Annotated in this window: 17 protein-coding genes; 5 read left to right on the plus strand and 12 right to left on the minus strand. The window is 66.2% G+C overall.

Annotated features, from left to right (window positions below):
- The first annotated feature begins 354 nt into the window (after positions 1–354).
- Positions 355–927, plus strand: a complete 573-nt coding sequence (locus tag BUE39_RS02085; RefSeq protein WP_073427005.1) for a glycine zipper family protein — start codon at positions 355–357, stop codon at positions 925–927.
- Between the two features lie 131 nt (positions 928–1,058).
- Here the strand turns inward: BUE39_RS02085 and BUE39_RS02090 are convergent, their stop codons facing one another.
- Complete coding sequence (locus tag BUE39_RS02090; RefSeq protein WP_073427006.1) at positions 1,059–2,501, minus strand: NYN domain-containing protein; 1,443 nt, start codon at positions 2,499–2,501, stop codon at positions 1,059–1,061.
- A 212-nt stretch (positions 2,502–2,713) separates the two neighbouring features.
- Positions 2,714–3,361: an ATP-dependent Clp endopeptidase proteolytic subunit ClpP gene (gene clpP, locus BUE39_RS02095; protein WP_073427007.1), complete on the minus strand. Its 648-nt coding sequence runs from the start codon at positions 3,359–3,361 to the stop codon at positions 2,714–2,716.
- A gap of 270 nt (positions 3,362–3,631) precedes the next feature.
- Here clpP and BUE39_RS02100 point away from each other — a divergent pair, with 270 nt between their 5' ends.
- Positions 3,632–4,600 (plus strand): sigma-70 family RNA polymerase sigma factor, encoded by a 969-nt coding sequence (locus BUE39_RS02100; RefSeq protein ID WP_073427008.1) that lies wholly within the window; start codon positions 3,632–3,634, stop codon positions 4,598–4,600.
- A 105-nt stretch (positions 4,601–4,705) separates the two neighbouring features.
- Here BUE39_RS02100 and BUE39_RS02105 read toward each other — a convergent pair whose 3' ends face one another.
- The 3 genes from BUE39_RS02105 to BUE39_RS02115 all read right to left on the minus strand — a co-directional run bounded on the left by BUE39_RS02105 (position 4,706) and on the right by BUE39_RS02115 (position 9,341).
- Positions 4,706–5,962 (minus strand): EAL domain-containing protein, encoded by a 1,257-nt coding sequence (locus BUE39_RS02105; RefSeq protein WP_073427223.1) that lies wholly within the window; start codon positions 5,960–5,962, stop codon positions 4,706–4,708.
- 410 nt (positions 5,963–6,372) lie between these two features.
- On the minus strand, positions 6,373–7,824 hold the full coding sequence (gene mdtD, locus BUE39_RS02110; protein WP_073427009.1) for a multidrug transporter subunit MdtD: 1,452 nt from the start codon (positions 7,822–7,824) through the stop codon (positions 6,373–6,375).
- A 95-nt stretch (positions 7,825–7,919) separates the two neighbouring features.
- Entirely contained in the window at positions 7,920–9,341 is a 1,422-nt protein-coding gene (locus BUE39_RS02115; protein WP_073427010.1) for an aminotransferase-like domain-containing protein, read from the minus strand.
- Positions 9,342–9,539: 198 nt separating this feature from the next.
- Between BUE39_RS02115 and BUE39_RS02120 the strand changes: the two genes are divergently transcribed.
- A complete protein-coding gene (locus BUE39_RS02120; RefSeq protein WP_073427011.1) occupies positions 9,540–9,845 on the plus strand; it encodes a DUF2917 domain-containing protein in 306 nt (101 codons plus the stop codon).
- A 32-nt stretch (positions 9,846–9,877) separates the two neighbouring features.
- Here the strand turns inward: BUE39_RS02120 and BUE39_RS02125 are convergent, their stop codons facing one another.
- A complete protein-coding gene (locus BUE39_RS02125; RefSeq protein WP_073427012.1) occupies positions 9,878–11,107 on the minus strand; it encodes a citrate synthase family protein in 1,230 nt (409 codons plus the stop codon).
- A 115-nt stretch (positions 11,108–11,222) separates the two neighbouring features.
- Between BUE39_RS02125 and BUE39_RS02130 the strand changes: the two genes are divergently transcribed.
- Complete coding sequence (locus tag BUE39_RS02130) at positions 11,223–12,614, plus strand: CoA transferase (RefSeq protein ID WP_073427013.1); 1,392 nt, start codon at positions 11,223–11,225, stop codon at positions 12,612–12,614.
- Positions 12,615–12,704: 90 nt separating this feature from the next.
- Here BUE39_RS02130 and BUE39_RS02135 read toward each other — a convergent pair whose 3' ends face one another.
- Complete coding sequence (locus BUE39_RS02135; RefSeq protein WP_073427014.1) at positions 12,705–13,451, minus strand: GntR family transcriptional regulator; 747 nt, start codon at positions 13,449–13,451, stop codon at positions 12,705–12,707.
- Positions 13,452–13,674: 223 nt separating this feature from the next.
- On the opposite strand from BUE39_RS02135, the gene BUE39_RS02140 reads away from it, so the two are divergent.
- Positions 13,675–14,520 (plus strand): aldo/keto reductase, encoded by an 846-nt coding sequence (locus tag BUE39_RS02140; RefSeq protein ID WP_073427015.1) that lies wholly within the window; start codon positions 13,675–13,677, stop codon positions 14,518–14,520.
- Between the two features lie 42 nt (positions 14,521–14,562).
- On the opposite strand, the gene BUE39_RS02145 is transcribed toward BUE39_RS02140, so the two are convergent.
- The 5 genes from BUE39_RS02145 to BUE39_RS02165 form a co-directional block, all read right to left on the minus strand.
- Positions 14,563–15,069, minus strand: coding sequence for a Rap1a/Tai family immunity protein (locus tag BUE39_RS02145; RefSeq protein ID WP_073427016.1), 507 nt, complete (start codon positions 15,067–15,069; stop codon positions 14,563–14,565).
- Between the two features lie 77 nt (positions 15,070–15,146).
- Positions 15,147–17,333 carry an ABC transporter ATP-binding protein gene (locus BUE39_RS02150; protein WP_073427017.1) on the minus strand — a complete coding sequence of 729 codons (2,187 nt, stop codon included), beginning with the start codon at positions 17,331–17,333 and terminating at the stop codon, positions 15,147–15,149.
- Positions 17,330–18,199, minus strand: a complete 870-nt coding sequence (locus BUE39_RS02155) for an ABC transporter permease (protein ID WP_073427018.1) — start codon at positions 18,197–18,199, stop codon at positions 17,330–17,332. The genes BUE39_RS02150 and BUE39_RS02155 overlap by 4 nt, the downstream gene beginning before the upstream one ends.
- Positions 18,196–19,206, minus strand: a complete 1,011-nt coding sequence (locus BUE39_RS02160; RefSeq protein ID WP_073427019.1) for an ABC transporter permease — start codon at positions 19,204–19,206, stop codon at positions 18,196–18,198. The genes BUE39_RS02155 and BUE39_RS02160 overlap by 4 nt, the downstream gene beginning before the upstream one ends.
- 77 nt (positions 19,207–19,283) lie before the next feature.
- A complete protein-coding gene (locus tag BUE39_RS02165) occupies positions 19,284–20,966 on the minus strand; it encodes an ABC transporter substrate-binding protein (protein ID WP_073427224.1) in 1,683 nt (560 codons plus the stop codon).
- Positions 20,967–21,153 lie beyond the last annotated feature (187 nt).

Here is a 21,153-nt window from a genome sequence, read left to right on the forward strand (position 1 = left end):
ACGGTAAAGCTCGATAGCTGACAAGAAGGCCCTCGAATGCGAGGGCTTTTCTTTTTGTGGCGCCGGATCTGGAGTGGTTATCGGGGGAGCCGGATTCGTCAGTAGAACCGTCCGGCCATCGCTCTTCTGACGGCGTCGTGAAGCGCGTGGCGACGCATCTTTGTCACAGTTAGTAACGACAACGGCAGGCAGAGCAATGCGTGCACCAGCACCCCAGCCGACGCGCGCGACTCTCGCGCAAGCCCCTGGCGGCGCGTGTAGTGCGGATGAAAAACATACGGTAACCATCTGGTAAACATGCTTCACGTGGATTGGCCTAACGTATGTTTCTCATCCCATGCAAGCTGCGCCACCATGATCTCAAGTCTTAAACCGATGCGCGTCGCGTTACCTGTCGGCGCCGTCGCACTCGCGTTCCTCGGCGGTTGTGCGGTAGTGCCGCCGAGCGGTCCCTCCGTGGTCGCGCTGCCGCGCAGCGGGCAGTCGCTCAACCAGTTCCAGCAGGACGACTACGCTTGCCGCGATTACGCCTACCGTTCGTCCGACGCGACCGGCGCGTCGCAAGGCTCGACCGCGAACAGCGTCAACAGCGCCGCCGTCGGCACGCTCGGCGGCGCCGCGGTCGGCGCGCTGATCGGCGCGGCAGCCGGCAACGCCGGCACGGGCGCGGCCATCGGCGCGGGCAGTGGCCTGCTGCTCGGTGGCGCGGCCGGCGCGAACGGCGCGCAGTATTCGGCCAATAGCCTCCAGGCCCGGTATGACGCCGCGTACGCTCAATGCATGACGTCGAAGGGCAACACGATTTCGCAGCCGCAAATGCCGGTCTACGTGCCGCAGCCGGTCTATGCGCCTCAGCCGGTGTACGTCGCGCCGCCGCCGCGTTACTACGGGCCGCCGGTCATGTACGCCCCGTATCCGTATTACTAACGAAACCTGGTGCAACACGTTCACCACACCGATGATCGCGCGCGGCAAAAATACATACGCGCCACCAACGGTATCGCGCGGTATTCCGCATGCGGTGATGCGGCGCCGCGCACATCACGCAAACCGGACGCTTACTCCGCGTCGCTCGTGGCCGCGGTCTTACGCGGACGGCGGCTGCGCGGCGCGGTTTTCCGCGCGGCCTTTTTTGCCGGCGCGGGCGCCTGTTCTTCCCTGGCGGGCTGCGCCGGTGCTTCAGCGGGCGCGGCGATTTCCGGTATCTCGTCGATTGCTCGCGGCGCGTTCTTTCTCGCCTTTTTGGCTGCCGTCTTGCGCGGCGTGCGTTCGTTGCGACGCTTGGGCGGCGCAGCGTTCGCCGGCTGCTCGCCGGTGTTCTCCTCGTTGACCGGTTCGACTGGCGCGCTTTCCGCTTGCGCCCACGGCTGCGCCCACTGCTCTTCCGGCTGCTGAGAAATCGGCTCGCTGCTCGTGGGCGTTTGCCAGTGCGCTTCTTCGGCTTGAGCTTGCGCGCTCTCGCCGTGTTCGGCCGACGTGCGTTCTTCGTGAACGGCTTCCTGCTGACCACGTCCTGTCTTGCGATTGCCGCGACCGCGCCGGCGTGATTCGTGTTTGCCGCTCGACTCGGCGATCGCCGCTTCGGCAACCTGCGCCTCGTACAGTTGTTCCGCCGATTCCGCGGCTTCGCTCGACTCGCTCGCGTGTTCGCCCGCTACGTTCGCCGCCGTGCTCCGATACACGTAGGCGCCGGATTTCTCGTCACGGCCGAACTCGAGCAGCCCGCGCGCATGCGCCTCTTCCAGCAAATTGCCGAAGGCGCGAAAACCATAGTACGTCTCGTTGAAATCCGGCTTGCGGCGTTTGATCGCGTTCTTCAGCACCGAAGCCCAGATCTTGCCGCTGTCGCCGCGTTCGGACGCGAGCGCGTCGAACGTTTGCACTGCGATTTCGACCGCCTTGGTGCGGCGTTTTTCCAGGTCTTCCTTGTTGCGGCCTTTCTCTTCGTCGGGCGAGCGTTTGGCCGCCGGCTGCGCCGCTTGTTGCGGACGTGATGACTCGCGTTTGGCGACCGTGCGCTGACTCTCGCGCACGAGGTCGTCGTAGAAGAAAAACTCGTCGCAATTCGCGATCAGCAGATCGGAAGTGGACTGCTGCACGCCGACGCCGATCACCTGCTTCGCGTTCTCGCGCAGCTTCGACACGAGCGGCGAGAAATCCGAATCGCCGCTGATGATGACGAACGTATTGACGTGCGATTTCGTATAGCAGAGGTCGAGTGCGTCGACCACGAGCCGGATGTCGGCGGAATTCTTGCCCGATTGGCGCACGTGCGGAATCTCGATCAATTCGAAATTCGCCTCGTGCATCGCGCCTTTGAAGCTCTTGTAACGGTCCCAGTCGCAATACGCTTTCTTCACGACAATGCTGCCCTTGAGCAGCAGCCGTTCGAGCACCAGCTTGATGTCGAACTTGTCGTACTTCGCGTCGCGCACGCCGAGCGCGACGTTTTCGAAGTCGCAGAATAGCGCCATGCTGACGGTTTCGTTGGATGACGCCATATATCTCTCCATTGAAGCGAACGTCGAATTCGACGAATCGCGATCATGATAGCGATTCCAGCGAGGGTGATCAGCTTTTGTGTTCCAGGCGCACCGATGCGGCAAGCGAAAGCTTTCCGGCAGCGAGCGTTTTCCCGCGAAAATTCAGGCGCGGGAGAATCGTTTCGCGAAGCCCGCTTCCGTTGGCGGAACCGCAGGGCGGACGTGCCGCGCTACATGTGCTGATGACGAGTCATGCCGGCGAGCGCCGCGCGGCTTTCCAGCACGTCGTCGATCAACCCGTACGCCTTCGCGCCCTCCGCCGACATGAAGTTGTCGCGATCGGTATCGCGCGCGATCTCCTCGACGCTGCGCCCCGTGCGTTCGGCCATCATGCCGTTCAGGCGTTCACGCAGATACAGCACTTCCCTTGCCTGAATCTCGACGTCGGCGGCGGTGCCCTGGCTGCCGCCGGACGGCTGGTGAATCATGATGCGCGCGTTCGGCAGCGCATACCGCTTGCCGCGCTGGCCCGCGGTGAGCAGGAAGGTGCCCATGCTTGCGGCGAAGCCGGTGCATAAGGTGGACACCTCCGGCTTGATGAACTGCATGGTGTCGTAAATGGCGAGGCCGTCGTACACGGAGCCGCCCGGCGAATTGATGTAAAAGGAAATATCCTTGTCGGGGTTCTCGGACTCGAGAAACAGCAACTGCGCGACGATCAGGCTGGCTGACTGTTCGTTGACGGGGCCGACCAGAAAGACGATGCGCTCGCGCAGCAGACGCGAATAGATGTCGTACGCGCGCTCGCCGCGCCCGGACTGTTCGATGACGGTGGGCACGAGGCCGAGGCCGGTGATCTGCGAATAGTTGAAGTGCATGAGTTGCCCCAGGTGATGCGGCGCCGCGCCGATAGCCGTAGCGGCACCTGACTCGAAAGGGCGCACGAATTGCGCCGCTTGTTGTCCTTATGACGAGGCGGCGTGATCCGGCGTGACCGAAATATTTTTGCGCCGAGCTGTCACATCGGCCGGTGCCCAGCCGTCAAGCTGAGAGATGCCGGCAGCGTTTGCCGGCAGCGTCGCGCGCCCCGACAAACCCGCAGGCGGCGCGCCGCGTCTTTTCACCACGCACGATCTGGAGGTCTACCCATGACGAAACAAGAAATCGACAAGGCATCCAGTTTCGAGGCCGCGCGCGCCCGCCTGCTCGCGTTGGCGTACCGCATGCTGGGCAGCCGCGCCGAAGCGGAAGACGTGGTGCAGGACGTCTGGCTCAAATGGCATCTCGCCGATGCGCGCGAACTGCATACGCCCGCCGCCTGGCTCACCACGGTCGCCACGCGCGCGGCGATCGACCGGTTGCGGCATGCGCGGCGCGAGCGCGCGTCGCAAGCCGCCGGCTGGTTGCCGGAGCCGTGGCTCGACGAACTGGCGCCCTCGGCCGAGGAACTGGCCTTGCGCGCGGCGGACATGTCTTATGGCGTGATGCTGCTGCTCGAACGTCTGAAGCCCGACGAACGTGCGGCGTTCGTGTTGCACGAAGCGTTCGATTGCGACTACAAGGAGATCGGCGCGATCCTCGAGCGCACGCCGGCTGCATGCCGGCAGATCGTCCATCGGGCGAGAGAGCGCTTGCGGCGTGCGGGTGCGCCGATCGGCCGGCCCGACTCCGCCGCCCATGCGCGGATCGTGGAGCGCTTGCGCACGGCGTTGGAGGCACAAGACAGGGCCGGCTTGCTGCGCCTCTTCAGCGACGCCCCGGAAGTCGTCAGCGACGCGCCGGTGTGCACGCGCGAACCGGCAGTGACGGGCTGGATGGACAAGGTGACGTCGCTCGCGCGGCAGGCGAGCCATGCGGAGGTGCTGTCGATGGAGGGCGCGATGTGTATCGCGTTGCTTTCCGAGGGCGAGGTGGTCGGCTTGATCGAGGTGTCCACGAATCGCTTCGCGGACGGCTCGGCGAAGATCGTCGCGTTGCGCGTCGTGACCAGCGCCGCGCGTTTGCAGGCAACCAACCGTGTGCTGGGCCGCCCGGCCGTCACCCGATTACTCGCGCGAATCCAGCACGGCCCGGCAGCCGTGGCGGCCCCGGCGGGCTCAATGGCTGTGCCGGTCTAAGTGGCCTGGGCGGCGGGCGGGCTTGGCCGTCCTGCTTGGTCGTTCCGTTGTGCCATCCGTCTTGGCCGCCTCGGTTTCCGCAGCCGCCTCGATTACGCGGAGCCGCTACTTCCAGTTGATATCGACGCATAGCACCTGGGTGCCGTGCGGCGTGTGCGCGGCGATCGAGGCCGTCACGCACAGGTGTGCTTCGTTGATCGACAGATAGGGCGGCGTGAGATGCACATGGTCAGGCAGGCGCATCGCCTGGATAAAGTAGGGCCGGCGCTCCCAGCTCGCGCCCTCCGAATGCAGCAGCGGGCGAAAGCGCTTGGCGCGTTGCGAGGCGCGCCCCGGCGGCAGCAGGTTGTCGCCGATCTGCCGGCCTGAACCGTCGAGTACGAAACAGCGCGCCGTTTCGCCGAGCGTGAGCAGCGGCGCCGTCGCGCGGGAAACCGGCTCGCCCGCGACGAGTTGCGCGGCCGCGGTTTCCAGCGCCGTCACGTAGGGGGCGAGCCGCGCGGACTGCGCGCGTTCGCGTTCGGTCACGCGCTTGCGCAGCGCCGCGGAGAGCGAGTCCATCAAACCGGCCGCCGCTTGCGGCTTGACCGGTTCCACGCTCGGACCCGCGAAGAACGCGCCTTGCACGAAGTCCACGTTGCATTCCAGCGCGATCAACGCGTCGCGTTCGGTGGTCAGGCCGCCCATCAGCACCAGTTGGCCGGATTCGTGCAGCAGCGAGACGAGGCCCGGCAGCACGCGTTCGATATGCGAGTGTTCGCTGGCCTGCGCGAGAATGCAGCGGTCGAGCGTGACGATGTCCGGCCGCAGATTCCATACGCGGTCGATGTTCGAATGCTTCGCGCCGAAGCCGTCGAGCGCGATCAGGAAGCCGGATTTGCGCAGCGCGTCGATGATCTCGGCGAAGCGGGTGGTTTCGCCGCCGGCCTGCTCGGATACCTCCAGCACCACGCGCTGCGGCGGCAAACCCATCGCCTTGAGGCCGGCAAGCAGCGCGTCGCCGTAGCTGGTGTCCATCAGCGCGGCCGGATGAAGGCTCAGGAAGAGCCATTCGTCGTGACTGTCGAACGCGTTGAAGTTGCCCAGATGCAGCGATTCGGCGAGCCGTCCGAGTTCCAGCAGGTCGCCGCGCCGCGCGGCTTGCGTGAACACTTCGTGGGAGGGCACTTGCAGCGCATGTTCGTCGTGGGCGCGCAGCGACGCGTGATAACCGATCGCACGCCGGTGCGATACCGAGAAAACCGGCTGAAACACGCTGAAAACGGTGTAGCCGCCGTACAGAACAGTGCGCCGCGAGCCTTCGTCGCCGGCCATCGGGCGCGGCGGCTGGAAGCCGGGTGGATCGAGTTCGATCATGCTCATCATGTCAGTCGTGTGTTGGTGGCGGCGCGCTTGCCTGCTCGGCCCGGGTCAGCACGCGCAAAGCATAAGTTTATAGGATAGCCAGCAAGAACTATGCGAGTGCTGAGACACAGCCTCCGTGCGCGCCCGTCACGCTTGCAGGCGTCGATTGGGCGTCAGCGCGGGCGCGAAGGCGATTGTTCGCACTTCGCTGGTGCGACGCTCGCCCCGCTGCGGTTCGTCGGCGGCTCCTTGGCGGTTCGTCCGCGCTCATCAGCGGCTCCTCAGCGGCTCGCATCGCAAGATCGTCGGCGCTTCGTCAGCGGCCCGCATCGCAAGATCGTCGGCGGCTCCTCAACTGTTCTCGTCACAAGCTCGTCAGCGGCTTATCGCCGGTTCATCGCTCATTCATGAGCGCGCCCGCGCAAGCATCAAGTGCGCTCCGACGGATCGGTCTTTTTCGCCGGCGTGCGGATGTCCGGCGACAGTTGCGCGAAGATCCACGACGAGCCCGCCGTGATGATGCCCACAGCTAGAAAAGTGGCATGAAACGCGGGCAGCGAGTTGGCGGCGGTCACGCGCGGCAGCAAGCCGGTGAAGGTGGCGAGCAGGGCGCCGGCCACCGTCACGCCGAGGCTCATCGAGAGCATTTGCACCAGTGAGAACAGGCTGTTGCCGCTGCTCGCGCCGCCGGTGCCGAGGTCCTTGAGCGTCAGCGTGTTCATCGCGGTGAACTGCATCGAGTTGACGCCGCCGAAGAACGCCAGTTGCACGAGCCGCAGCCACAGCGGCTGGCCCGTGCTGGTGAGCGCGAAGCTGGCCATCGTCAAGCCGACCAGCACCGTGTTGACGATCAACACGCGCCGATAGCTGTACTTCAGGATCAGCGTCGTCACGAGGCGTTTGGACGCCATGCCCGCGGCCGCTACCGGCAGCATCATCATGCCGGCCTCGAACGCGCTATAGCCGAGACTCACCTGCAAGAGCAGCGGAATCAGGTACGGCATCGCGCCGCTGCCGATCCGCGCGAACAGATTGCCGAGCAGGCCGACGCTGAACGTGTGAATCTTGAAGAGGTCGAGCGAGAAGATCGGCGCGGGCTCGCGCACCGCATGCAACCCGTATGCAACGAAACAGGCGAGGCTCAGAATCAGCAGCACGAGCACCGTGGCGTGCTGAATGCCGAACTCGGTGCGGCCGTCGAGTGCGAACGAAATCGCCACCATGCCGACGATCAGCAGCAGGTAGCCCTTCATGTCGAACTTGCCGACGTTTTCGTTGCGGCTATCCGGCATGAAGATGAACGTGGCGATGCAACCGACGATGCCCACCGGCACGTTGATCAGAAAGATCCAGTGCCACGAGGCGATCTTCACGAGCCAGCCGCCGAGCGTCGGGCCGATCAACGGACCGATCAGGCCCGGAATCGCGACGAACGACAAGGCCGGCAAATAGCGTTCAGCCGGAAAGGTGCGCAGCACGGCCAGCCGTCCGACCGGCAGCAGCATCGCGCCGCCCACGCCTTGCACGATGCGAAAGACCACCAGTTGATTCAGCGTATGCGCGTTCGCGCACAGCAACGAACCGACCGCGAACACGAGAATCGCGCTGAAAAACACGCGCCGCGTGCCGAACTTGTCGGCGAGCCAGCCGGACACCGGGATCATGACCGCCATCGTCAGCGAATAGGCGATCACCACCGATTGCATGCGCAGCGGCAACTCGCCGAGGCTCGTCGCCATTGCGGGGAGCGCGGTGTTGACGATCGTCGCGTCGAGCGTCTGCATGAAGAAGCCGGTGGCGACGAGCCACAGCATCACGGTGAGCGAGCGGGCCGATGGCGTTGCGGAGATGTCGGCGAGGGGCGGAGTCGGCGTGGACATGGAGAGCGCTTAGGCGCGCAGGGGCTGGCTGGGACTCGCCATTCTAGGGAAAAGCCCGGCCCCGCGCAGGCGCCGTGCCCTTGCGATCGCGCAAGTCAGCCGCGCAGATCCGGCAACGCCGCCGCCGCACGGAAGAACGCCTGGGCACGCGGCTCGTTGCCGAACGCCGCGTGAATCCTGATCCACGGGCTCACCTCCATGCTCGGGCGGAAGTAGTTGCCGGGCGCCACCGTCACGCCCAACGGCGCGCCGCATTCCACCAGCCGTTGCGCGTCCTCCACATGCGGCACGCGCGCCCACAGAAACTTGCCGCCGACCGGCTTCTCGAACAGTTCCCAACCCGCGTCTTCCAGCGTCTGGATGGTCGAGCCGAGCGCGTCGCGCATGCGGCGGCGCAGGCGCTCCAGATATTTGCGGTACGCGCCGCGCTCCAGCAGCGATACCGCGACCGCTTCGGCAAAGCGCGAACCGCCGATGCTCGTCAGCATCTTGATGTCGACCAGATCCTTGATGATCGCGTGGCTCGCCACCACGCAGCCGATCCTCAGCGACGACGACAGCGTCTTCGACAGCCCGCCGATGTAAATCACGTGTTCGAGCTGGTCGAGGGTCGCGAGCCGGTCGGTGGGGTCGGCCTGGAAGTCGGCGTAGACGTCGTCCTCGATGATCGAGAAGCCGTGCTCGCGCGCCAGTTGCAGCAGCCGGAACGCCACGGGCGGCGCGACCGTGGTGCCGGTCGGATTGTGGAAGACGGTGTTGATGAAGAACAGCTTGGGCCGGTGCAGCTTCAACTGCGCCTGCATCACGTCCAGATCGGGACCGGTGCGGGTGCGCGGAATGCCGACCAGTTTCACGCCGTGCAACTTCAACAGGCCGTACAGGTTGTAGTAGCCGGGGTCCTCGACGAAGATCGTGTCGCCCGCCTTGAGCATGTAGCGCATCAGCAGATCGAATGCCTGGCTCGCGCCGTTGGTGATCAGGATTTGCGACGCGTCCGCGTGAATCCCCAACTGGCCGATGCGGCCTTGCAGATGCTCGCGCAAGGCGACGTTGCCGAGCGGGGTGGCGTAGTCGACCATGCTCGCCGGGTCCGTGCGTGAGACGTGACGGATCGCCTGCGCGATGCCGTCCGTGTCGCGCCAGCTTTCGGGAATGAAGCCGCTGCCGAGCTTGAGCGTCTCGCCCGGATGGTTGAACTGCTGGAGGAGATGATCCGATTCGTCCTCGGCGCGGCGCGGGTCCGAGGTGCCCTGGCACGGCGTGTTCGCCGGCTGGCGATCGGCGATGTAGAAGCCCGAGCCGTGGCGCGAGTCCACGTAGCCGAGCGAGACCAGCCGATCGTAAGCCTCGATCACCGGAAAGCGGCTCACGCCGTAGTCGGCCGCGAACTGGCGGATCGACGGCAGCTTCGAGCCGGGACGCGCGGTGCGCGAGCGGATCCACGCGGTGACGCCCGTGACGATCTGCTCGGTGAGCGGCACGCCGTTGTCGCGATCGATTGAGATGTCGAGTTTCATGCGGTTCTTTCCTTCGCCTCTGGCCTCCGGTGTGCGCGCGAAGCGTTCAACGCGTGGTTTCGTCACGCGCAGGCGTCGCCAACTGTCTGGTTTTTCGACTGAACAGTTCCGATGGAACTGTTCGGAACTGTGCATGGGTTTCCGATGATCGCACGTCAATAATCAATTCAACGGAAAAGTTCTCTGAAGGAGGAAGCGATGCGTGAGGTCCGGATTTTCGAATTGGAACATGGCGAGCCCGCGGCGGCCTGGCGTGTCGCGCGTCCGTCGATCTTCAAGGTGATCTCGGGCGAGATCTGGCTGACCGTGGAAGGCGACAGCGAGGATCACTGGCTCGCAACGGGGCAGTCGATCGAGTTGCCGCGCAAGGCGGTGGCCTGGGTCAGCGCCGGGCAGACCGGCGCGCGTTTCGCGTTGGCGAGCGGCTCGGAGCGGGCGGCCACGAGTCCGGTGCTCCACTTGCCGGTGTTGCGCTGGCTGCCGCGCTGGTTAGGCGTTGCCTGACAACGGGCCGTGGTGACGCGATCGCCACGCGCTCACATATTCCCGATGTACCGCGCGCGCGGCCGGATCAAGCGGCCGTCGCGCGTCTGTTCCATTGCGTGGGCAATCCAGCCGACTACCCGGCCCGTCGCGAACAGCGTGAAGGCTGCGCCGGCCGGCAGAGCCAGCACCCGCTCGATGGCGGCGAGCGCGAAGTCGAGGGTCGGCTCCGCGCCTGTTGTGTCCCGTACCGCGCGCGCCAGCGCGAGCACTTCGCCGAGCGGCGAGCGCGCCGGCGCGCAGTCGGCCAGCATCTGCAGCAGCAGTCGCGCGCGCGGGTCGCCCGCGGGATAAAGCGGATGGCCGAAGCCCGACAACACCGGCCCCTGCGCGCGGTGTTCATCGCGCGCGAGACGGTTCGCCAGATAGCGGTCGAGATCGGACGAGCGCGACGCTTCGTCGAACAGCGCGGCGATGCGCGCGGTCTCGCCGCCGTGACGCGGCCCGGCCAACGCCGCCAGGCCGCCCGCCACCGCGCCGAACAGATGCGTGCCCGTCGACGTGATGCAGCGAACCGTGAAGGTCGACGCGTTCAGTTCATGGTCCGCGCAGGCGACCAGCGCCGCGCGCAGCAGCCCGGCCTGCTGCCGGTTGCGCACATGCCACGCTGAAGCCAGTTGCCGATGCAGCGGCTCGTTCGACGGCGCCGCCGAGATCATCGCGGCCGCCAGCAGCCGCATGACGGCGCAGGCATTGTCGAGTTCGGCGTCGCGGCCGAGCGCCCATACCCGCGGCATCTGCGCCGCGGCGGCCGGCAGCAGCACGAGCGCGCGGTCGAGCGGCGTGCTGTCGCTCCAGAGTTTCAGCCATGCCGCCCACTGCGCATTGCCGAGCGGCACGGCGGGCGCATCGGCAATGCGCCGCGTGCCGCATTCCCACAGCAACGCGGCGACATCCTCCAGCGATGCGGTGCGCGCCAGCTCCATCGCGTCGTGCCCGCGATACAGCAGACGGCCCTCGGCGACCAGTGTGATCGACGATTCGAGCACCGGCACGCCCCAGTCCAACACCTTTTGCGCGACCTTGCCGGCGCGCTTGCCGTCTTTCTTGCGCCGCGCGAGGCGCCGCACTTCGCCGGCGTCGTAAAGCCGGTGCTTGCCTTGCGCGTCCGTATTCGGTGACGAACTCAGCATGCCGCGGCTCACATACGCATACAGCGTGGGAAGGCTGACGCCGAGCTCGGCGGCGGCTTGCGGCGCGGTGAGGAAGGTCGATGTCGGCATGGCGAGAAGCAAAAACCCAAGAAATCAGTATATGTTGATTATCATAATCAAGATTGATCCACGCGGGACGAAAACCTAGACTCGGTGCACCTTCCCTTGACTTTGGTGCAACGCCATGACGCCTGAACTCGCGCTCGAACATATCTGGACCGTCGCGGGATGCGACCCGGCGGCGCTTCGTTCGGTCTCGCTGACCGGCGCCGATCCGGGCCTGCCGTCGGTCTATCGGGTCGGCACGCTCGCCTCGGCGACCATCGCCGCGACCGGCCTCGCGGCGGCCGAATACCGGCGCTTGCGTAGCGGGAGCGGGCAACACGTCACGGTCGAGATGCGGCGCGCGCTAGCGTCGTTTCGCAGCGAACGCTATTTGCGCATCGACGATGGGCCGCCGCCCGCCTTGCGCGATCCGGTGACGGGCTTCTACGAAACGCGAGACGGCCGCTGGATTCAACTGCATACGAATTTCGCGCATCACCTGCACGGCGTGCTGAAGGTGCTCGGCTGCGAGAACGATCGCGCCGCGGTGGCCGAGGCGATTCGCGGCTGGGATGGCGCGGCGCTCGATCAGACGCTCGCCGACGCGGGCTTGTGCGCCGCGCTGATCCGCTCGCCCGACGAGTGGGCCGCGCTCGACCAGGCGAAAGCGATTACGGGACTGCCGTTGTTCGAGATCGAGCGCATCGGCGACGCGCCGGCCGAGCCGCCGCGAGAGGGCGGCGCGGATCGTCCGCTGACGGGTGTGCGCGTGCTGGACCTGTCGCGCATCATTGCGGGGCCGGTGGCCGGACGGGCACTCGCGCAGCACGGCGCGGACGTGTTGATGATCAACGGGCCGCACTTGCCGAACATCGCGCCGCTCGTAATCGACAACGGACGCGGCAAGCGTTCGGCGCTGCTCGACCTGCGCGACGCGGCTGGACGCGACACCTTACGCGGACTCGCCGGCGACGCCGATGTGTTCTTGCAGGCGTATCGCCCCGGCGCCCTGGCGGCGCGAGGCTTCGGTCCCGACGCTCTGGCGCGCGTGCGGCCCGGAATCGTTTATGTGTCGGTCTCAGCCTACGGGCACGAGGGACCTTGGGCTCGTCGGCGCGGGTTCGACAGTCTGGTGCAGTCGGCAAGCGGCCTCGCTTTCACTGAACGCGAGGCGGCAGGCGCGGATGAGCCCCGGCATCTGCCGTGTCAGGCGCTGGACCACGCGACCGGCTATCTGGCTGCCTTTGGCGCGATGGCCGCGCTAGCGCGGCGCGCCACCGAAGGCGGCAGTTGGCATGTCAGAGTCTCGCTCGCGCAGACCGGCCGATGGTTGCAGTCTTTTGGCTTGCTTGCCGACGGCTGGAAAACGCCCGACGTTTCCATCGACGATGTGCGGGATTGTCTTGGGACCGTGCAATCCGAATTCGGCCATGTTCTGGCCGCGTTGCCCGCCGAGCGCCTCGATGAAACGCCTGCTTTTTTTGCGCTGCCGCCGGCGAGGGTCGGCGCTCACGAGGCCAAATGGGTATGACGCTTGATTGACGGTTCGGCGCTTCGTGGGCGGCGTCGCGCCAGTCGGCATGACGGTGCGCTTGCCCGCAAGCGCCGCGAAGTAAAAAGCCTACTTCCTCAACTCCGCCACGAAATCGTAGTAATCGTTGCGGCAGTACGTGTCGGTCAACTCGATCGCCCGCTGATCGGCGGTGTAGCCCACGCGCGTGATCAACAGCAGCGCCTCGTTGGGGGCGATGCTCATCTGCTGTGCGATTTCGTCGCTCGCATTCACCGCGCGAAAATGTTGCAGCGCGCGGACGATCGTCAGTCCGCGATTTTCCAGGAACGTGTACAGCGAGTCGCCGATCGCCTGCGGATCGGGAATCACCGCGGCGGGGAACGTGGAATTCTCCACCGCCATCACGATGCCGTCGGCCAGACGCAAGCGCCGCAGCCGGGTCACCGCCGCCGCCGGCGACAAACCGAGCTGAATCACTTCATCGCGGTTAGCCGGCGAGATTTCGCGCGACAGCCACTTCGAGCTTGGCGTAAAACCGCGCCGCCGCAGCATTTCGCTAAAGCTCGACAGACGCGACAGCGGATCTTCGTAGCGCGGCGTGATGAAACTGCCCGCGCCTTGGGTGCGCCGGATCAAACCCTGCTCGACCAGTAACGCAATCGCCTTGCGCGACGTGATGCGCGAGACGCCGAGCGCCTCGGACAACACGCGCTCCGAAGGCAGCGCTTCGCCCGCGTTCCAGCGGTTCTCGTGAATCGCCGTGCCGAGCTTGCGAGCGAGTTGCAGATACAGCGGCGTGTCGTTTTCCGGGTCCGGGCGCAGATCGCGCCAGCGGTCTTCCGAGGCAGAGGTCATGGGGCTCACGCAAGAAGGGCAAGCGGCAATTCTAAGACATCGGCGCGCCGTTGTTATAGCGGGCTTTTGCCTGGTGGCCGATGCGAGAGCCGGGCAACGGCTAAACTCGTCGCTATGATTTCCGTAGCATGCGGCGTGAGCGTTCGCGTGAGCCGCTGCATCTTCATACGCATTCGGACCACGCCTTACCGTCCATTCAATTCAGCCACTTCAAGGAGTCAGCATGACGAGCGAGATCGCAAGCGTGAGCCTGCCCGACGGCGAGCGCATTCCGAAACTGGGGCAGGGCACCTGGGAGATGGGTGAACAGCCGGCGCGCCGAGCCGCTGAAATCGCCGCGCTGCGCTGCGGCGTCGACCTGGGCATGACGCTGATCGACACCGCCGAAATGTACGGCGACGGCGCGACGGAATCGCTGCTTGCGGAAGCACTGGCCGGGTTGCGCGAGCAGGTGTTTCTGGTCAGCAAGGTGTATCCGCACAACGCGAGCCGGCGCGGCGTGATCGCGGCCTGCGAACAGAGTCTCAAGCGCCTGAAAACGGATCGGCTCGATCTGTACCTGCTGCACTGGCGCGGCTCGGTGCCGCTCGCCGAAACCGTCGAGGGGTTCGAGGCGCTGCGCCGCGCCGGCAAGATCCGCCATTGGGGCGTCAGCAACTTCGATACCGACGACATGGAAGAACTGCTGGCCACGCCGGGCGGCGACGCGTGCTCGACTAATCAGATTCTCTACAACGTCGCGCGCCGCGGGGCGGAATTCGATCTGCTGCCGTGGCTCGCCGCGCGCAAGATGCCGACGATGGCCTACAGCCCCGTCGATCACGCCCGCTTGCCGAAACGCTCGCCGCTCGACGACATCGCGGGTGCGCGCGGCGTTTCGGTTGTCCAACTGGCGCTCGCGTGGGTGCTGCGCGATCACCGCGTGTTCGCGATTCCGAAGGCGGGCCGCGTCGAGCACGTGCGTGCCAACCACCTTGCTTCGCAACTGCAACTCGATGCCGGCGAACTCGCGGCTATCGACGCTTACTTCAAGCCGCCGCGCGGCAAGCGTCCGCTGGAAATGCTTTGATGAGCGCGGCGCAACGTTGAGCGGCTCGCCGCGCGCGCGTTATCAATTGCAACTGTGATGCATGTGCACGGAACCCAGCACGGCGACTTCGGCGGGCGTGTGCTTGAGCGAGTCTTCGTTGACCTGGGCGGCGTCCGCGACGAATTCCTCGACGATCGACGACACCTGCGCGTTGCGCAAACAGAGCGACACACGCTGCGTTTCATTGGCCGGCAGCGACACGCGCTGACCGAGGAACAGCACGCCGTACTGATAGCCGTGGATGATGCCGCGGATCGCGCCGACGCATTGGCCCTGCGCGACGTTGTCGTTTTTCTTCTTGCAGGTTTGCACGAGCGAGTAGGCGGAAAAGCTGGGATCGACCGGCGGTGCCGCTTGCGACAGCGTTTGTGGCAGCGGCTGCGCGGCTTGCGCCGGGGTTTGCGCGGGTGCGGGTGCCGGAGGTTGCGCCGCGGTTTGCGCATGAGCGAGCGATGCGAGGCCGAGAGCGCCGGCCATCACGAGGCCGGTGGCCGCGCGCGCGGCAAGGCGGGGGACGTTTCGTTGCATGTTGTGGTGCCCTCATATCGAACGTTGAATCTGATATGAGGCTATCGCGCCGGTTTGGTTCCGGTCAGACGTAGGCGCTATTCGTTGCGCGCGGCGCTTTCCGATGGGTTTCCCGAGCCGTCGCCGCCGACCTTGCCTGCGTCGTCGCGTCTTGAGGCGGCGTGCAGGACGCGCAATTCATCGACGGGGATATGGCAGCGGATGCGATGCGTGGCCCGTCGACCCGCGTCGCCTGAGCCGGACCCCGCCTCGAGAAACGGCGGGTCTTGCTGCTCGCAGATCGCGCCGAGCTTGCGCGGACAGCGCGTATGGAATACGCAGCCGGACGGCGGCGACGCCGCGCTCGGCAGATCGCCGGACAGGCGGATGCGCGCGCGGCTTGCGCGAGCGTCGAGCGTCGGCACGGACGACAGCAACGCTTCCGTATAAGGATGCTGCGGCCCGTCGAACACGGCGGCGGCCGGCCCGATTTCCAGCAGCCTGCCGAGGTACAGCACCGCGATGCGGTCCGACAGATAGCGCACCACGTGCAGATCGTGCGAGATGAACACATAGCTCACGCCGCGCTCGCGTTGCAGATCGGCGAGCAGGTTGAGAATGGCCGCCTGCACGGAGACGTCGAGCGCGGAAGTCGGCTCGTCGCATACCACCACGCGCGGCTCGCCGGCAAACGCGCGCGCGATCGCCACGCGCTGCTTGAGCCCGCCGGACAGTTGCCGCGTGCGTGAGCCGAGGTAGCGTTCGGGCAGGCGCACGGCCGCCGTCAACGTGGCGAGCCGTTCGTCGATCGCGGGGCCGCGCAGCGCGGTGAGGCGCGACAACGCGCGGCCGATCAGCCGCTTTACCGAATGCGCGCGATTGAGCGCCGAGTCGGGATTCTGAAACACGATCTGCAACGACTTGACCTGCTCGTCGTTGCGTCGCGTCACGCGCGCGGCGAGCGGCGCGCCGTCGAGTTCGAGCACGCCGCCGGCGTCCGGTGCGAGCAGGCCGAGCAGCAGTTTCGCGAGCGTCGTCTTGCCGCTGCCCGATTCGCCGACGAGGCCGAGCGTCTCGCCGCTCGCCAGGTCGATCGAGACATTGTCCACCGCGCGCAGCGGCGCGCCGGATACGTGGAACGTCTTCGACAGTTTTTCCGCGCGCAGCACGATGTTCGCGCGGCCGCCGTTTGTCGCTGTCGCGGCGTTGCCGTGCTCCGCCAATGCCTCGGCGCTCGCGCGCGGCAACTCGATCGCGCGTTCGTGGTAATGGCAGCGCGACATCTGATCGCCGTGCGCGGCGCTCACCCGATAGGGCGGCGGCGCTTCGCGGCGGCAACGGTCGTCGGCGAGGCGGCAGCGATCCGCGTAAATGCAGCCTTGCGTGACCGAACCCGGCGAGGGCAGACTGCCCGCGATCGTATCGAGCCGCTCGGTGTCCTTGCTGCGCCCGGTGGTCGGCAAGCAGCGCAGCAACCCGACCGTATAGGGATGGCGCGGCCGCGCGAACACATCCTGCGTCGCGCCTTCCTCCACCAGCTTGCCCGCGTACAGCACGCCGACGCGCTCGCACATCCGCCCGATCACCGCGAGGTTATGGCTGATGAAGAGCACGGCCGTGCCGAGTTCCTCGCGCAACTGCGCCACGAGGTCGAGCACTTCGGCTTCGACGGTGGCGTCGAGGCCGGTGGTCGGCTCGTCGAGAATCAGCAGCGCGGGGTTCGAGGCGAGCGCCATCGCGATCACCACGCGCTGCTGCATGCCGCCCGACAACTGATGCGCATAGCTGTCCATCACGCGCTCGGGCGCGGCGATGCGCACGCGCTTCAGCATGTCGAGCGTGCGCTCCACGGCTTGCTCGCGCGAGACGCCGGCGGCCTCGAACGCTTCGGTCACCTGGCGCGCGATCGTCAGCGATGGATTCAGCGCGCGCCCCGGGTCCTGGTAGACCATCGAAATCGCGTTCGCGCGCATCGTGCGCAACGCGTCGGCGTCGAGCTTGTGCACGTCCTTGCCGGCGATCACGATCTTGCCCGCCTTCACCTTGCCGTTGCGCGGCAGATAGCGCAGCGCCGCCATTGCGACCGTCGATTTGCCGCAACCCGATTCGCCGACGAGACCATACGCCTCGCCGCGACGCACGCGAAACGAGACGTCTTGCAGCACTTCGCGATCGCGTCCGCGAATCCGGTACGTGACCGTCAGGCCGACGACGGTCAGCGCATCCGTGCGGTCGCTCTTCGACACGTCGAAGGCGGGGAACGAGGCGGGCGGCGGGCCGTTCATCGGTCGAGCACTCCTTGCACGCTGTCGGCGATCAGGTTCACGCCGACCACCAGACTGGCGATTGCGCCGGCCGCGAACACCACGGTCCACCACGCGCCGCCCGCCATCAGCGTGTACGACTCGGAGAGCGCCAGTCCCCAATCGGCTGAAGGCGGCTGAATGCCGAAGCCGAGGAACGACAGCGTGGCGACCGCGAAGATCGCATAGCCGAGCCGCACGGTCGCCTCGACGATGATCGGCGGCAGCACGTTCGGCAGGATCTCGGCGAACATGATGTACGGCGCGCGTTCGCCGCGCAGTTGCGCGGCGGCGACGTAGTCGAGATGCCGTTCGGCGAATACGGCGGCGCGCACGGTGCGCGCGGTGATCGGCGTGAAGGTGACGCCGATCACGAGAATCACGGTGAAGTTCGACGCGCCGACGGCGGCGAGCGCGAGCAGCGCGACGATCACGAGCGGCAGCGCGAGCACGGCGTCGATCGCGCGGCCGACCACGTTGTCGACCCAGCCGTCGAAGTAGCCGACGATCAAGCCGAGCGCGGTGCCCGCCAGCGTGCCGAGCAAGGTGGCGAGCGGCGCGATGGTCAGGATGTCGCGCGCGCCGACGATCACGCGCGAGAACACGTCGCGGCCCAGTTGATCGGTGCCGAACCAGTGCGTGCGATCGGGCGGCATCAGCGAGTTGAGCGGATCGGATGCATACGGATCGATCCGCACGAGCCACGGCCCGGCGATCGCGCAGACGATCCACCAGCCGACGATCAATACGCCGATCACGAAGGTCGGCGAGCGCAGCAGCACGCGCAACTGATCGAAGCGCGGCTCGGCGACGGCACGCGGCGCGGCCGGCGGAACGATGGTGCTCATTCGGCGCTCCTTACTCGCAGCCGCGGATTGAGCAGCACGTGCAACGCGTCGGCGACGAGGTTGGCGACGGTGTAGACCACGCCGATGGTCAGCACGCCCGCTTCGAGCATCGGAAAGTCCTTCGCCTTGGCGGCGTTGTAGATCAGCGAGCCGATGCCTTGATAGTGGAACAGCGTCTCTACGACAACCAGGCCGCCGATCATGTAGCCGAGCTGGGTGGCCGCCACGGTGATGGTCGGCAGCAGCGCATTGCGCAACACGTGCCGCCAGATCACGATGCGGCGCGGCAGGCCCTTGAGGATCGCGGTGCGCGTGTAGTCGGCGTCGAGCGCCTCGACGGTGCCCGCGCGCGCCATGCGCGCAATGTAGCCGAAGAACACCAGCACCAGCGGCAACACCGGCAGGATCAGATAGCGCAACTGTTCGAGCGCGCCGGCGTCGGGCGGATACGACGCCTCGATCGGCAGCCAGCGCAGCCACACGCCGAACACCAGGATCAGCACGATCGACGAGACGAATTCCGGCACCACCGTCGCCGACAATCCCACGATGCTGATCGTGCGGTCGAGCCAGCGCCCCGCGTGCATCGCCGACCACACGCCGCCCGCGATGCCGAGCGGCACGACGACGATGAACGCGAGCAGGCCGAGCTTGGCCGAATGCGCGAGCGCGTCGGCGATGAACGGCCCGACCGGCTCACGGTACGCATACGAGAGCCCCATGTCGCCGCGCACGAAATGCGAGATCCACTCGATGTATTGCGTCATCAGCGGACGGTCGGCGCCGAGTTGATGATTGAGCGCGGCGACCGCGCGCGCGTCGGCAAGCGGGCCCAGCACCGCGCGGCCGATGTCGCCGGGCAGCAACTGGCCGCCCGCGAACACGATCACCGAGAGCAGCCACAGCGTGATCAACGACAAGCCGACGCGCGTCGCCAGAAAGCGCGCGACGCGGCCCGCGTTGCCGTTCGAGCCGGGGGAGGCGGAAGGGGTCACCGTGGTCGACATCGTGATCTCCAGCCGGGGAAGCACCGTGCGCTCATGCGTTCGAGCGCTTCCGCGTCAAAGCGCATCTGCGTTCGACATCACGCGCTCAGCACCGCGCGGTCGAAATACAGTTGCGCGATCGCGGTGAAGCGCACGCCGTTCACGCCCTTGCGCATCGCGATCAGTTGATCGTAGAAGAACGGAATGATCACGGGCGTTTCGTCGAGCAACAGCGTCTGAATCTGTCCGGCGATTTTCTTCTGCGAGCCGAGATCGATCGCCGCGACGAATTGCGCGACCAGTTGATCGTATTGCGGATTCTTGAAGTGCGCGGCGTTCCACGTGCCGTTGCTGGTGAGCGGCGCGTTCAGGAAGACGTTCGGCACGCCGCGATGGCCGTAGTCGGTAATGCCGAGCGGCGAGTCCAGCCAATCCGATTTGCCCGGCGTGCCCGCGCCGTAATACAGCGACTGGCTCTCGACCTTCAGATTGATGCGCACGCCGATCGCCTTCGCCGCGTTCTGCACGACGACCGCGAGATCGGGAATCTCCATGTATTTTTCGGTGGTGAGCGTGACGTCGAAGCCGTTCGGCACGCCCGCTTGCGCGAGCAGTTGCCTGGCCTTCGCGACGTCGATCCGGCGTTGCGCGACCCCCGCATCCGATGACGGAAACACCGGCGCGAACGGACTGTCGTTGCCGAGTTGCGCGCGGCCCTTGAAGAGGCCACGCACCAGCAGATCGCGATCGAGCGACAAGGCCAGCGCCTGGCGCACGCGTTTGTCCTTGAACAGCGGACTGTCGGTGCGCATATGAATCTGCCGATGCGCGCTCGACTTCACGCCCATGGTCTTGAAGTCCGGATTGTTCAGGATCGCCGCGCCGCCCTGCACGGTGAAGGTGCCCATCACGTCCGCCTGATGACCTTGCAAGGCGAGCAACTGCGCCTGCTGGTCGGCGTAGAACGAGAACTGCACGCGCTGCGGTAACGCTTTTTCGCCCCAGTAGTCGGGGTTGCGCACGAACGACGCGCCGACCTTCGGCTGATACTTTTCGAACTTGAACGGGCCCGTGCCGATGAAGCTCTTTTCATAACCGCCCGCGTAGCTCGCGGGCAGAATCACGGCGTTGTAATTGTCCGAGGATACGTAGTAGGGGAAGTTGCCGTTCGGCGCGTCCAGATGAAACGCGATCGTGTGGTCGTCGACTACCTTGGCGCCGCCTTTCGACAACACGCCCTTGAGCACCGATAGCGCCGCCGATCCGCTGGCCGGGTCGGCGAGACGGTCGAAGGTGGCGGCGACGTCTTTCGCGGTGAACGGCTGGCCGTCGTGGAATTTCACGTTCGGGCGCAGCTTGAAGGTCCACACGTCGCCCTTGTCGTTCGGTTTCCACGAGAGCGCGAGCGCCGGTCTCAGCACGCGCTTTTCGCCGTCGTCGTCGATCAGGAATTCGCCGGTCTGGTTCAGCAGCGCGAGGCTCGCGGCGTCCGTCACGGTGAGCGGATCGACGGCGCCCGCAGGCGTCAGGTGAGCGACGCGGATCGTCTGGTTGGAGGGGCCCGGTGTGCCCGGTGTGCCCGATGTGCCTTGGGCGCGCGCATGCGGCGCATTCAGTACACCGCCGCCCGCCAGCGACAAACCGATCACGCTTGCATAGCGCAGCAGTTCGCGGCGCGTGATACGGCCGGCGAGGCATTCGTCGATGGCGTGGTTGCCGTAGGTGTCGGCGGAGTGGCGGGCTAGGTCGAGATCGGGAAAGCGGTCCGCGGGAGTCTTCATCGAGGGAGTATCCAGTCCGTTCTGTTGCCGGTTCTGAAGCGCCGCGCCGAACACGCGCGACAGGGCGATGACGCAAAAGCGGCTTCAGTGTAAGCGATTGACCGCGGATTCGGAGCGCCCGGAGTGGCGCCGGGTTCCCGATTGGCGGATAAAGGGGCGGGTGTGTATCGTCATCGCAACGTTCCGC

Origin of the sequence: Paraburkholderia terricola (genome assembly GCF_900142195.1) — a bacterium.
GTDB classification, from domain to species: domain Bacteria; phylum Pseudomonadota; class Gammaproteobacteria; order Burkholderiales; family Burkholderiaceae; genus Paraburkholderia; species Paraburkholderia terricola.